Genomic DNA, 13,183 nt, shown 5'->3' on the forward strand with positions numbered 1-13,183 from the left:
CGAGCGATCGCTCGGTGAAGGATTGATGCGGCGGGAGCGCCATGTCAAGGGGTCTGCCCGCGGTGCGGGGCCGGGTGACGCTGCATACTGGCGTGCCAACGCGATGAAGAGCCGGGGCAAGGGGAGCGCTGTGACCAAGACGGACGCCGGGGCGGACTGGAGAACGTACTCGGGCAGCGGACTGGCGCCCATCCTCGAGACCGCACTGGCCTGCTTCATGGAGCACGGCTACCACGGGACGACGATCCGCACGGTGGCCGCCCGGGCGGAGCTGTCCGTGCCGGGGCTGTACTACCACTACGCGTCGAAACAGGCCCTGCTCGTCGCGATCGTCTCCTACGCCATGGACGACCTCTGGGCACGCAGCACCGCCGCCCTGGAGGAGGCGGGCGACGACGTTCAGCGGCGGCTGGAACTGCTCGTGGAGTGCCTCGTGCTCTTCCATGCCCACCGGCGCGGCCTCGCGTTCATCGCCTACAGCGAGATCCGCAGCCTCACCGGAGAGGCCCGTACCACCTACATCGCCGCCCGTGACCGCCAGCAGCGACTGATGGACCACGTGATCGAGGAGGGCGTCGAGCAGGGCGTCTTCTCCACCGCGTACCCGCGTGAGGTCAGCCGTGCGATCGTCACCATGTGCACGGGCGTCTCCCAGTGGTACCGCGCGGAAGGCGAACACACCCCCCAGGAACTCGCGGAGCGGTACTGCGACATGACCCGCATGACTGTGGGCGCGCTGTCATCTTCCCGGTCCTGAGGGGCGGTTCAGGAGTCCGGCGTGCGGCCGGGGGACGGCGTTCAGGAGACGGTGAAGGTGCGCGAGGTGCCGGTGAACGCGCTGATCGCTCCTGTCAGTCCGTTCTTGGCGTCGCCGAAGTGGGCGATCCGGTACGTGCCCGGCGGGGTGTCCGGCGCGATGTCCCAGGTGATGGTCGCGGTGGACTCACCGGTCAGGGTGTTGGTGCGCTGCCAGCGGTACGTCGTCCGCCAGTCGCCGTCATCGAGGTACCGTGCCCAGCCGCCGTCCTTGAGCCGCTGGACCTCCAGGAACGTACCGCCGCGGTGCAGGTCGTTCTTGGGGTGGCCGGTGACGAAGACCACGGTCACCCGCCGGCCCGTCCGGTAGCCGGGTGCCGCGTCGGTGAGCACCTGACCGTAGGAACGCCACAGGCCGGGGCTGTCCAGGACGACGCCGGGCTGCACGTTCAGCGTGCCGATGGCGGGGGAGGGCGGTGGCGTCCCGAGAGGAAGCCTGGTGTCCTCGCGCATCGCGGAGGCCAGCTTGGCGAACTCCTGCTGGTACGCGGGTGTGGTGTACCGGCCGAAGAGCGTGGAGGCGCCTTCGTACTGTTGGCTGTCGTACTCCTCGGGCGTGGCGACGTACTGGCTGTACCCGTTGGTGTAGCCCTGCATCAGCACGTTCTCCAGCGGGACGCCGAGTTCTTCGGCCACGGCGCGGCGGATGCGGAGTCCGGCGACGATGGTGTACTCGGCGGGGCCGCCGATGAGATACAGCTGGCCGATCTTGAGCAGTTGCAGGGGGAGGACGTCCGGTGTCGCCCGGAGCAGCCCGCCGGGAACGACCGAGGTCTTGGGGGACTGCTCGTCGGCGAGCCACTGCGGGACCGCGGAGTTGATGTGCTCGATCAGTGGCGCGAGCGGGCTGGGCGTGCCCTCGATCAGACCCGGGATGCCCGGCCCGTCCTCGACGCTGCCTGCCAGCGTGGACAGGCCGATGACGCCCGAACTGGTGTGGTGCGTCCGGCCGTCGGGGGTATAGCGGCCGTCGACCTGGACCTGGGACATGTCGACGTAGCGCAGGCGGGAGTCGATGCCGCCCCTGATCGGGGTGGTGGCGGAGGAATGGATGCGCTGGGCTGCGTTGGACTGGCGCAGGCCGATGATCCGGGTGTTCTCGAACTCGTCCTCGGTCGGCCCGGATCCGGGACGGAGGTTGAGGTTGGGCGACATGTCGCCGGCGTTGGTCTGGGGGAACGCGGCCACGAAACCGGGCCGCTCGTCGAGGTAGCGCACCCCGGCGGTGTCGTGCTCCCACGCATAGGCGGCGTACCCCTTGTTGTCCCCGCTGATCAAGGTGTTGCCGTTGGTCATCGAGGTGCCGTGGGTGGGGAACCAGCTGATCGCGCCGACGTCGGTGCCGCCCTGGCGGAAGCGCAGCACGGTCATCGCGGGGTCGATGCCGAGGGGGTAGACGTCCTTGTCCGCCTGGGGGTTGCGCTCGAAGGCCGGGCGGGAACGGTTGACGCTCGCGTCGGTGAGCTCGCCGCGGCCGAGGGTGATGGTGCCGGGTCTGAGGTCGGCGTGGGCTGTGCTGATCGCCTCGACGATGCCGTCGACCACGGCGTCGAAGTTCTGCCGTTGGAAGCCGAGGGTCGCCAGGTTGTAGGCGAGGTCGTGGCTGCAGCCGCCCGGCCCCGCGTGGGTGTGGGTGGCGCTGAGCGAGACGTTCTGTTCGCTGTAGAGGCTGCCGAACGCGCCGGTCAGTCGGGTCAGCACTGCACGGAAGACGGCGAACGGGAGGATGCCCTGGTCGGTGTTGCACCAGGCGATGCGGTTGCCGCTCGCGGGATCGACGATGACGAACGCCCGTGCACGCAGCCGTTGGTGGATGCCGCTGGTCTGCTGGTCGAACTTCGAGTAGCCCATCATGCCGCTCTCGGCGGCGGCGCCGGTGATGTCGGCGATCCCGCGGCCGACCAGGTAGGCCGACGGACCGGGCGTGTCCGCCGCCGCGGCCTTGCCGGCGCCGAGCGCCAGACCGCCGGCGGCTGCGGCCATGAGCTGAAGTCCTCGTCTGCGCGAGAGTGCTGGTGTGTCCACGGTTCCTGCCTTCACATGGGTGGGGGCATCACTCGGGGCTTGGTTCGCACGACCGCGGGCTTCGCGATCGGTGGGGCGCACGGCTCTTCAGGCGGCCGTCACGGCGGCCGACGGGCTCGTTCCGGCAGTCATCGCCAGCCTCGCATGTCGACCGGCCATTGATCGAGTACCTTCACACCGTCGATCAGATGGATGCTGTCGTGCAGCGCCACGGTGGGATCGACATGCGCGGGTTGTACCCGGACGAGGTCTCCCACGGCGGGCGGCGGCATGCCGTCGGTGCAGAACGTGGTGTGTTCGTCGGAGCAGAACCACACCTCGGCGCCGTCGATGCGAGGAAGCCCGTGGTCCAGGCTCAGCGCCTTCAGCCCGACGTCGACGACCGCCCAGCCGGACGAGACCGAGATGACCCGGCCGAGGACGAAGAGGGCTTGTCGGAAAGGCTGGCCGAGTTGCTGGTAGGCGGTGTCCATGAGCGCGTAGGAGCCGGCCTGGATCTCATGGGCCCAGCTGTTGACGGCGTACGTGCCGGTCCCTCCCGAGCTGATCAACTCGCCGCCGACGTCGGCGCTCGCGGCGAGCAGTAGCTCCATCGCCTGCTCTGTCTGTTCCCGGCGTTCCGCTTCCTTTTCCACGAGCATGAGGTGGCCCTCGTAGCCCATGACTCCGCGCACCGTCAGTCCGGACCGCCGGGCGAGGTCGGCGAGCGCGCCGGCGGCGTCCGCCCGACCTCGGGGTTACCCGTGTACAGCAGGTGGTCCCACGGCAGGGTCGGGAACGCGCGCGCCAGCTCCAGACCGCCCGTGACGACGGTGACCTGGGCCGGATCGAAGGCTTCGGCCATCATCTCGCGCAGCAGAGCCGAGCACGCCGGGGTGTACTCCGACGGTTTGATGACGACCCGGTTCCCGGCGGCGAGCATGTCGGCGAGGCGGGCGGGCCGCCTTCGCCGCCCAACACCTCGAAGAGTGGATGACGCCGGAGTCCCGGCTCTCCGATCCGGGGCTCCTGGGAACGGCGCAGGTCGAGATGGCGTACCAGCCCAAGTGGCCCACCGCTCCCACGAGGTGAACCCGCTCGTCGCCGCGTTCGTGGACGCCGCGACGACGGTCCGTGACCGCGAGCCGGGAATCCTCCGGACGATCCAGGGGTGAAGGGGCGACCGTAGGGGACGCGCGCCGGCTCAGCCCGGCTGGAGGGTGGCGGCCGCGGCTCGTATGAAGGCCATGGCGGTCTCCAGGTCCCCGGGCTCGGACTGGTGGGTCAGTTCGCCGATCACGCTCGCCACGGTGGCCGCCAGGATACGCGGGGCGAAGGCGTCGGCGCGCCAGCCCTGCTCCTCGGCGAGCAGCCGGGCGCCGTCCTGTACGACATCGGTCAACCGGCCCCGGCAGAGTCCCTTGAGCTGCGGATTGGCCTGGAGCATCCGGTCATGGAGCCCGTCCAACTTCCCCTGATGGTCGGCCTGTTCGCGCAGCCACTGCTCCACGGTGTCGATGATGCCCTGTCCTGCCGGCCTGGCACGCAGCGCTGTCGACAACTGGTCGACGAACGTGTTGAAGTGCGCCATCGCCAGTTCCAGTTTGGTCGGGAAGTACAGCGTGACCGTGCGGGGCGAGACCTCGGCCGCCTCGGCGATGTCGGCGATGCTCGTGGCGTCGAAGCCGCGTTCGGCGAACAGCTCGTAGGCGGCGGTGAGGATCGCGTCCCTGCGCCGCGCCTTGCTGCGTTCTCTGAGGCTGTCACCCGTCATGGGGGAAGATTACCACCGGTAGCTAAATTACCGTCGACTGTAAAAATGCCTTAGTGTGTAATGAGCGGTGAGGGTGTACCACTCCGTCCCTCCCGCCATGTCTGCCCCTCCCGTCACGCCTGTGTCCCCTGACGCCCTCTTGGTCAGGGTCTCGACCGGTTAGGAATGCTTCGATGGCCTCACGCCTGTACGCCTGGGCGCGCTGGATGGTTCGCCGCCGCCGTTGGGTGATCGCGACCTGGATACTCCTTCTCGCCGTCGTCGGCGGTCTGGGGGCGACACTCCACGGAAAGACGTCCACGGAGTTCACCGTCCCCGGCGTCGAAGCGCAGGAGGCGCAGGACCTCCTGAAGGCGAAGTTCCCGCCCGCCGCCGGTGGCGTCGTACGCATCGTGGTCGCCGCCCCCGAGGGGAAGACCGTCACGGACCCGGCGCAGCAGAAGGTCCTCGAGGGCGTTCTGCGCGAGGCGGCGACGGTGGACGGCGTCGTCGACGTCTCCCGGCCGGCCAAGAGCGGCGCCGTGTCGGCCGACCGGACCATCGCCTATTCCGACGTCCGGTTCAAGGACGAAGCCCCCGAGGTGACGGAAGAAGCCAAGGAAGAGCTCGCCACCGCCGTCGAGCCTCTCCGCGACGCGGGGATGCAGGTTGAGCTGGGCGGCTCCGCCATGCTTCCGCAGACCGAAGCGGGAGGCCCGGCCGAACTCGTCGGTGTCGTCATCGCCTTCGTGGTTCTCGCCGTCGCCCTCGGCTCCGTCGTCGCGGCCGGACTGCCCCTGCTGACCGCGCTCCTCGGAGTCGCCGTCGGCCTGCTCGGCACCATGTTCGTCTCCGGCTTCGTGGAGATGACGGGCACCGCGACCGTGCTCGCCCTGATGATCGGCCTCGCGGTCGGCATCGACTACGCCCTGTTCGTCATCTCCCGGCACCGCGAACAGCTCGCCGACCCCGACACCAGCTGGGAGGAGTCGATCGCACGCGCCACCGCCACGGCCGGTAGCGCCGTCGTCTTCGCCGGCGCGACGGTCGTCATCGCACTCGCCGCCCTGGCCGTCACCGGCATTCCCTTCCTCACGATCATGGGCCTCGCCGGTGCCGGGACCGTCCTGATCGCCGTTCTGGTCGCCATCAGCTTGCTCCCGGCCGTACTCGGAGTGTTCGGCGAGCGGATGCGCCCGCGCCGGCCCAAGCGGAAGAGCAAGGGGAAGAACCGCGCCCCCGGCTCCTGGGGCCTGGCCTGGGCCCGCGGCGTCACCCGCACCCCGGCCGTCGTCCTTGTCGCCGGCATACTGGGCCTGCTGACACTGGCCCTGCCTGCCCGCGACCTGCGCCTCGGCCTGCCCAGCTACGCCGCCCAGCCCGAGGCCAGTACTCAGCACCAGAGCTACGACCTGCTCAGCGAGGGCTTCGGGCCCGGTTTCAACGCCACCCTCATCACCGTCGTCGACACCGACAACATCCCGCAGGACCAGCGGCAGGGCGCCGTGACCCACCTGCGCGGCACACTCGTCGCCGACAAGAACGTGGCCGCCGTCTCGCCCCCCGTGTCCAGCCCTTCCGGTGACGTCGTGGTCATGGCGGTGGTGCCGAAGTCGAGTCCCGACGCGGAGGCCACCACCGACCTGGTCCACCGCATGCGCGACCAGGCGCCCGAGGTCGCCGGTGCGGGCGGGGCCCTCTACGTCACCGGACAGACGGCCATGGCGATCGACGTCGCCGACAAGCTCGGCGACGCACTGCCGCTGTTCATCGGCGTCATCGTCCTCCTCGCTCTGCTCCTGCTGGCCATCGCCTTCCGGTCGGTCCTCGTTCCCCTCAAGGCGGCGCTCGGATTCCTGCTGTCGGTGGGCGCGAGCCTGGGCGCCTCGGTCTGGGTCTTCCAGCAGGGTCACCTGAACGGTCTGCTCGACGTGTCGGCTGTCGGACCGGTCACCAGCTTCCTGCCGATCCTGCTGACCGGTGTGCTCTTCGGTCTCGCCATGGACTACGAGGTGTTCCTCGTCAGCCGGATGCGCGAGCACTACGAGCACCACAAGAACGCGGCCGAAGCGATCGCCCAGGGCGTTTCCAGCAGCGCACGGGTCGTCGTGGCCGCCGCACTGATCATGGTTGCGGTCTTCGGTGGCTTCGTCTTCAACGACGACCCGATCGTCAAGGCCATCGGCTTCTCACTCGCCTTCGGAGTGTTCATCGACGCCTTCGTCGTGCGCATGACGCTCGTGCCCGCCGCCATGGCCCTGCTCGGACGGCGTGCGTGGAGCATGCCCCGCTGGCTGGACCGGCTGCTCCCGGACGTCGACATCGAAGGTGCGCGTCTGCCCGCCGCGGCACCGGCCGAGCGGCCGGAAAGCGAGAAGAAGGACCGGCGACGCGAGACGGCGGCCCGGGTCTGATCGGACCGCCCGCACCGCACCACCCTGCGCCTCCCGTACGACCCGGAGGCGCAGGGTGGTGTTTTGGCGTGATTGACCCAGAATGTTGACACTGCACACTCGGGGGATTAATGTATGGGATGTAAACATTCCCCTCGTTCGTCGGAACGGAGTTGTCATGAAGGCTGTGTCGATCACGGAGCACGGTGGTCCCGAGGTTCTGCAGTGGGTGGAGGCCGAGGACCCGACGCCCGCTGCGGGTGAGGTGGTCGTCGATGTGGTGGCCAGTGCTCTGAACCGGGCGGACGTGATGCAGCGGTGGGGGCTGTATCCGCTGCAGCCGGGCTGGTCGCCGTACCCGGGACTGGAGGTCTCCGGCCGCATCAGCGCGATCGGTGAGGGCGTGACCGGCTGGCAGGTGGGCGACGAGGTGTGCGCCCTGCTGACGGGCGGAGGGTATGCGCAGAAGGTCGCCGTTCCCGCGGGACAGCTGCTCACGATCCCGAAGGGTGTCGGGCTGGCGGAGGCGGCGGGTCTGCCGGAGGTCACCGCCACCGTGTGGTCCAACGTCGTCATGACCGCGGGCCTGAAGGCGGGGGAAACCCTGCTGGTCCACGGCGGGGCCGGCGGTGTGGGGACGATGGCGATCCAGATCGCCAAGGCCCTGGGCGCCCGTGTGGTGACGACGGTGGGCGGCGCGGACAAGGTCGCCCGGGCCCGGGAGCTGGGTGCGGATCTGGCGATCGACTACCGCACCGAGGACTTCACCGAGCACGGTCCTTACGACGTGATCCTCGATGTCGTGGGCGGCGACTACCTGGAGCGCAACGTCGCATCGCTGGCCGCCGACGGCCGGCTGGTGGTGATCGGGCTGCAAAAGGGGCTGGAGGGCCGGCTCAACCTCGCCGACATCGTCTTCAAGCGGGCGTCGGTGCACGGCACGACGCTGCGGACGCGTTCGAAGGAGTACAAGGCCGAGGTCGTGTCCGAGGTGCAGAAGAACGTGTGGCCCATGATCGAGAACGGCACGGTGCAGCTGGTCGTCGACCGGACCCTGCCGATGGCGGACGCCGCCGAGGGTCATCGTCTGCTGGAGGCCGGCGGTCACCTCGGCAAGATCCTCCTCCTCAACGACGACAACGCCTGACCGAGGGGCCCGAGCGTCCTGCGAGGCGTCAACCGGCGTTTGCACGACGGTCGGCGGGCCCCTTCCCCTGGAGGCGGACCGCCAGGAGCGCCGCACCGAAGTCCGCCGTCGTGCGCGGGTCGGAGAGGGACCGGCCCGTCAGTTCCTCGACACGCCGGACGCGGTAGCGGACGGTGTTGGGGTGGACGAAGAGGCTCTGCGCCGTGGCGTTGGCCGAGCCGCCGGAGGCGAACCAGTGCTCCAGGGTGCGCAGCAGGCGGGAGCGTTCCGCGGCCGGCAGGTCGAGGACCGGACCGAGCGTCACCCGCACCAGGCGGGCCGCCTCGTCGGGAGCCCCCGCGACGACCATCGCCAGCGGGTTGTCGTCGAACCGTGCCACGCCGGGACCGGCATCCGGCAGCACGGACAGGGCCAGCCGGGCGAAGCGCAGGTTCTGCGGAGTGCTCCGCAGCGACGGAAAAGACGGACTGAACCCCACACGGGCGCGACCTCGCCGCAGAATGCGCAGGCAGACGTCCTCCGCCGCGGTGGTGGGCAGCGCGATCAGCGCGAGCTGCTGGTCCGGCAGCAGCATCCAGGCGGAAGGAAGCTCCGCCTGTCGCAGCGCCGCCTCCGCCCCGGAGAGGGGGTCCTCGCCAGGAGTGCCGACCTCCGCGACGGCGACGGCATAGGGCCCCTGCTCGGGCAGCCCCAGCTCCCGGGCCGCCTCCCACAGGGTGTGGTCGGTGACCACGCCGGTGAACAGCGCCTCCACCAGGGCGGCACGTCGTGCCTGCCCCCATGAGGACAGCTCGGCGGCCTTCTCCCGGTAGGCGCCCGCCATCGCCTCCCCGTACAGGCCGAACAGCGCCCAGAACTGAGCGGACTCCGAGACCAGCAGATCGTCCGAGACCTCAGGACGGGTGCGCGCCTCCGCGACGATCTCCGTCCACGCGAGCTCCGTGCCGATGCGGTACGCGCGCAGGGTGTCGGCCAACGGGACCCCCTGTTCCGCCCTGAGCCGCCCGGTCTCATGGGCGGCCCCGGAGTCGAAGTCGTCCTTGCGGCCGAGGTGCGTCAGAACGAAGTCCGCGTTGGCGTGACAGGAGCGTCGCAGCGACTCGAAGGAGACCAGCGACTCGTCCTTGTACGCGTCGACCTCCGAGCGGATGCGGAGCGCCATTCTCTCGGCCAGCCCGGGGAGCCGCGAATGAAGTGCCGCGGCGACGCCCGAAATATCCATCACCACAGCTTACCGGGCTCGTTTTGTCGCTGAGAACAACTCGGGGGCGTGAGCGCTGTCGTACCGGCCATATGCCGTGCCGACGGACGGCGACAATATGTCGGCGATGTAAACATGCAGTGTTCTCGTGTTACGGAGGCGGGTCATGGCCAATCTGGCAGGGTTCCTCGTGGAGACGGCGCAACGGCAGCCCGGACGTCCCGCGCTGCGCCTGGGGGAGCAGGTCATCACCTACGCGGAGCTGGACGACCGCACCGCCCGCGCCGCCGCGGTCCTGCGGGCCGAAGGCGTGCGGCCCGGAGACCGCGTCGCCCTGATGCTGCCCAACGTGCCCGAGTTCGTCGTCCTCTACTACGGAATCCTGCGCGCCGGAGCGGTCGTCGTGCCGATGAACCCGCTCCTGAAGACCAGGGAGACCGAGTTCCACCTCACCGACTCCGGCGCGGCACGGCTTTTCGAATGGCACCAAGCGCCGGGCGAAGGAGCCAAGGGAGCAGCCGCGGCGGGCGTGCGGCACACCGCCGTCGAACCCGCCACGTTCGCCGAGGCGTTGGCCGGGCACGAACCGCTCCCCGGCGTCGCCGACGCGGGCGGCGAGGACATGGCCGTCTTGCTGTACACCTCCGGCACCACCGGCCGCCCCAAAGGGGCCGTCCTCACCCATGCGGGCCTGCGGCACAACACCGAGGTCAACAGCATCGAAGTGCAGCGCATGACCCCGGACGACGTGGTGGTGGGCTGCCTTCCCCTGTTCCACATCTTCGGACAGATCTGCACCATGAGCGCGGCCGTCCGCAGCGGCGCCTCCCTCGTCCTCATTCCCCGCTTCGAACCGGGAGCCGTCCTGGACGCCGTCGCCCGCGAACGGGCGACCGTCTTCGAGGGCGTACCGACCATGTACGCGGCGCTGCTCCAGCATCCGTCGGAGGCCGACGTCTCGACGCTGCGGATGTGCATCTCCGGCGGGGCGTCGCTGCCGGTGGAGATCCTGCACGGCTTCGAGCGGCGGTTCGGATGTCCGGTCCTCGAAGGCTTCGGCATGTCCGAGACCAGCCCGGTGGTCACGTTCAACCACCCCGACCGCCCACGCAAGGCCGGCTCCATCGGCACCCCCATCCGGGACGTGGAGGTGCGGCTCGTGAACGACGCGGGCCAGGACGTGGCCCCCGGCGAGATCGGCGAGCTGGCCGTCCGGGGCCCGAACGTGATGAAGGGCTACTGGAACCGGCCCGCGGAGACGCAGGCGGCCATCCCCGACGGCTGGCTGCGCACCGGCGACCTCGCCCGGGCGGACGAGGACGGCTACCTGTACATCGTCGACCGCAAGAAGGACCTGATCATTCGCGGCGGCTACAACGTCTACCCGCGCGAGATCGAAGAGGTCCTCCACGAGCATCCCGCCGTCGCCCTGGCCGCCGTGGTGGGAGTCCCGCACGCCGAACTGGGCGAGGAGATCGCGGCAGTGGTGGTGCTCCGCCCAGGCGAGCGGGCCACAGCGGAGGAGCTGCGGGCGTACGTGAAGGACCAGGTGGCGGCGTACAAGTACCCGCGCCGGGTATGGCTGGTGGACAGGCTGCCGCTGGGCCCGAGCGGGAAGATCCTCAAGAGGGAGATCGCCTTGCCGGCGGTGTGAAGCCGCATCCCTCGATGCCCGTCCCGCAGACATGCGGTGGGAGGGACGAAGGAGGAGGATGGCGGTGTGCCGGCCGTGGCACCCCACTCCCGGAGGATGGGCAGAGGAGGGTCGACGTGGACTCCAATCCCGTGGCCGGCCCGGCCGAACCCGGGAATGACGACGCCGGCTCCGCGCCCGGCGGGCTGCTGGACGTGCTCGGAGTCGCGGCGGTGGTGCTCGACGATATGGGCCGGATCGTTCTGTGGAGCCCGCAGGCCGAGGGCCTCTTCGGCTACAGCCCTGCCGAAGTCCTCGGACAGTACGCGGCAGACCTCCTGGTGGATCCGGTGCACAAACCCCGCGTGCTCGACCTGTTCAGCCGTGTCCTGGCCGGGGAGTCGTGGGCGGGCGGCTTCCCGATCCGGTGCAAGGACGGCACGGTACGCCAGACGGAGTTCCGCAACCTGCCGCTCCAGGACGATCAGCACCACAGCTACGCTCTCGGCGTCGCCACCGACCAGACGCAGCTGCGCGACCTGGAAACCGGTCTGGCGCTGACCTCGCGCCTGTTCCACAGCGCACCCTTCGGCCTGGCCGTACTCGACCCCGACCTGCGTTACATGCTCGTCAACCCGGTGCTGGAGAAGATCCACGGCAGGACGGCGCGTGACATCGTGGGCCGCCGCCCGGCCGAGGTCATTCCCCTCCCGGACACCAGCCACATCGAAGCGGCCATGCGCCGCGTCCTGTCCACCGGCGTCCCCGTGCTGAACCAGCTCACCTTCAGCACCACCCCGGCCGACCCCGACCCCCGTCGGGAACACGCCTGGTCCACGTCCTACTACCGTCTTCAGGACCAGCGCGGCCGGACTCTCGGCGTAGCCGTCACCGTGACCGACGACACCGAACGGCACCGCGCCGCCGCCGAGGCGGCCCAGGTCCGCGGACGCCTGGCCACGCTGGCCGATGCCGGAATGCGCATCGGCTCCTCCCTCGATCTCACGCGCACCGCGCACGAACTCGCCGACATAGCGGTGGACGACCTCGCCGACGTGGCCGCGGTGGACGTTCTCGACGTCATCTTCACGGCCGCCGACCCCGCTCTGCCGGACACCGGGCAAGGTACGGCCTTCCGCCCGTTGGCCGTTGCCGCCCGTCCACCGACCGACGCCGTCCGTGCCGCCGATCCCGTAGGCGAGACAGCCGTCTACGCCGCGGACCGCCTGGTCGCCGAGTGCGTCAGGACCGGCAAGCCGGTCCTCGTGCCGCACCTGACGGCCGAGACGCTCAGGCGCCTCGGCCCCCAGCCCGATTCCGGCACCCTCGGCCGGGCCGGCGCCCACTCCTACCTGGCCGTCCCCCTCAGAGCGCACGGCTGCGTCCTGGGGGCCCTGTCTCTCCTGCGCGTCCACAATCCACGCCCCTTCGACGAGGAGGACCGCGACTTCGCCACCGAACTCGCGGACCGGGCGGCCATCAGCATCGACAACGCACGCTGGTACCGGCACGAACGCGACACCGCCCTCGCCCTGCAGCGAAGTCTCCTACCACACCGGGCCCCGGACCGCCCCGGGCTCGACATCGCCACCCGCTACAGGCCGGCCGACGACACCTCCGAGATCGGTGGCGACTGGTACGACGTGCTGCCCCTGGCGGACGGCACGACCGCGCTCGTCATCGGCGACGTCATGGGAAGCGGCGTGCCGGCGGCCGCCGCCATGGGGCAGCTGCGCACCGCCACCCGCACGCTGTCCCGTCTCGGTCTCCCGCCGGCCGAAGTCCTGCGCGGGCTGGACCAACTGGCCGAAGACCTCGAATCCCCCTTCGCCACCTGCACCTACCTCACCTGCCAACCGGCCACCCGTACCTGCGAGTTCGCCAGCGCCGGCCACCTGCCGCCCGTGGTGGTCGGCCCCGACGGCACCGCCGGACTCCTCGACCCGCCGCCCGGTCCCCCACTCGGCATCGGCGACAGCACCTTCACCGACCATCGGCTCACGCTGGACGCCGGCAGCAGGCTGCTGCTGTACACCGACGGCCTCGTGGAGACCCGGACCGACCACATCGACGACCGGATCCAATGCGTCCTGGACCTGCTCACCGGTCCCGCGCCGGGCTTGGAGGACACCTGCGACCTGCTCCTGGACCGGATGCGACACCCCGGTTCGCGCGACGACGTAGCGATCCTCCTCGCTCGCCTGAGGGCGTGACCGGACCCCGGACAGATCGCCAC

General features: G+C 70.1%; 10 protein-coding genes. 5 read left to right on the top strand and 5 right to left on the bottom strand.

Translation table 11 applies throughout. The annotated features are described in order from the left end of the window. The first annotated feature begins 130 nt into the window (after positions 1 to 130). Positions 131 to 757: a TetR/AcrR family transcriptional regulator gene (locus IEZ05_RS10585; protein WP_229869654.1), complete on the top strand. Its 627-nt coding sequence runs from the start codon at positions 131 to 133 to the stop codon at positions 755 to 757. A 41-nt stretch (positions 758 to 798) separates the two neighbouring features. On the opposite strand, the gene IEZ05_RS10590 is transcribed toward IEZ05_RS10585, so the two are convergent. The 4 genes from IEZ05_RS10590 to IEZ05_RS10605 all read right to left on the bottom strand — a co-directional run bounded on the left by IEZ05_RS10590 (position 799) and on the right by IEZ05_RS10605 (position 4,594). Further along, on the bottom strand, positions 799 to 2,799 hold the full coding sequence (locus IEZ05_RS10590) for a neutral/alkaline ceramidase (RefSeq protein ID WP_189229748.1): 2,001 nt from the start codon (positions 2,797 to 2,799) through the stop codon (positions 799 to 801). Positions 2,800 to 2,969: 170 nt separating this feature from the next. Continuing rightward, positions 2,970 to 3,503 (bottom strand): type III PLP-dependent enzyme domain-containing protein, encoded by a 534-nt coding sequence (locus tag IEZ05_RS10595; RefSeq protein ID WP_189229749.1) that lies wholly within the window; start codon positions 3,501 to 3,503, stop codon positions 2,970 to 2,972. Positions 3,504 to 3,517: 14 nt separating this feature from the next. Then, on the bottom strand, positions 3,518 to 3,763 hold the full coding sequence (locus tag IEZ05_RS10600; protein WP_189229750.1) for an aldehyde dehydrogenase family protein: 246 nt from the start codon (positions 3,761 to 3,763) through the stop codon (positions 3,518 to 3,520). Between the two features lie 261 nt (positions 3,764 to 4,024). Beyond that, positions 4,025 to 4,594, bottom strand: a complete 570-nt coding sequence (locus tag IEZ05_RS10605; RefSeq protein WP_189229751.1) for a TetR/AcrR family transcriptional regulator — start codon at positions 4,592 to 4,594, stop codon at positions 4,025 to 4,027. 173 nt (positions 4,595 to 4,767) lie between these two features. Between IEZ05_RS10605 and IEZ05_RS10610 the strand changes: the two genes are divergently transcribed. Continuing rightward, complete coding sequence (locus IEZ05_RS10610; protein WP_189229752.1) at positions 4,768 to 6,987, top strand: MMPL family transporter; 2,220 nt, start codon at positions 4,768 to 4,770, stop codon at positions 6,985 to 6,987. Between the two features lie 157 nt (positions 6,988 to 7,144). After that, a complete protein-coding gene (locus IEZ05_RS10615) occupies positions 7,145 to 8,113 on the top strand; it encodes an NAD(P)H-quinone oxidoreductase (RefSeq protein WP_189229753.1) in 969 nt (322 codons plus the stop codon). A gap of 28 nt (positions 8,114 to 8,141) precedes the next feature. Here the strand turns inward: IEZ05_RS10615 and IEZ05_RS10620 are convergent, their stop codons facing one another. Beyond that, positions 8,142 to 9,335 carry a PucR family transcriptional regulator gene (locus tag IEZ05_RS10620; protein ID WP_189229754.1) on the bottom strand — a complete coding sequence of 398 codons (1,194 nt, stop codon included), beginning with the start codon at positions 9,333 to 9,335 and terminating at the stop codon, positions 8,142 to 8,144. Positions 9,336 to 9,480: 145 nt separating this feature from the next. Between IEZ05_RS10620 and IEZ05_RS10625 the strand changes: the two genes are divergently transcribed. Continuing rightward, positions 9,481 to 10,968, top strand: a complete 1,488-nt coding sequence (locus tag IEZ05_RS10625; RefSeq protein ID WP_189229755.1) for a long-chain-fatty-acid--CoA ligase — start codon at positions 9,481 to 9,483, stop codon at positions 10,966 to 10,968. A 14-nt stretch (positions 10,969 to 10,982) separates the two neighbouring features. Continuing rightward, the gene (locus IEZ05_RS10630) at positions 10,983 to 13,160 is read left to right on the top strand and encodes a SpoIIE family protein phosphatase (RefSeq protein ID WP_189229756.1); all 2,178 of its coding nucleotides are present in this window, start codon (positions 10,983 to 10,985) and stop codon (positions 13,158 to 13,160) included. Positions 13,161 to 13,183 lie beyond the last annotated feature (23 nt).

This window comes from Streptomyces flaveolus (assembly GCF_014648815.1).
GTDB lineage: Bacteria > Actinomycetota > Actinomycetes > Streptomycetales > Streptomycetaceae > Streptomyces > Streptomyces flaveolus.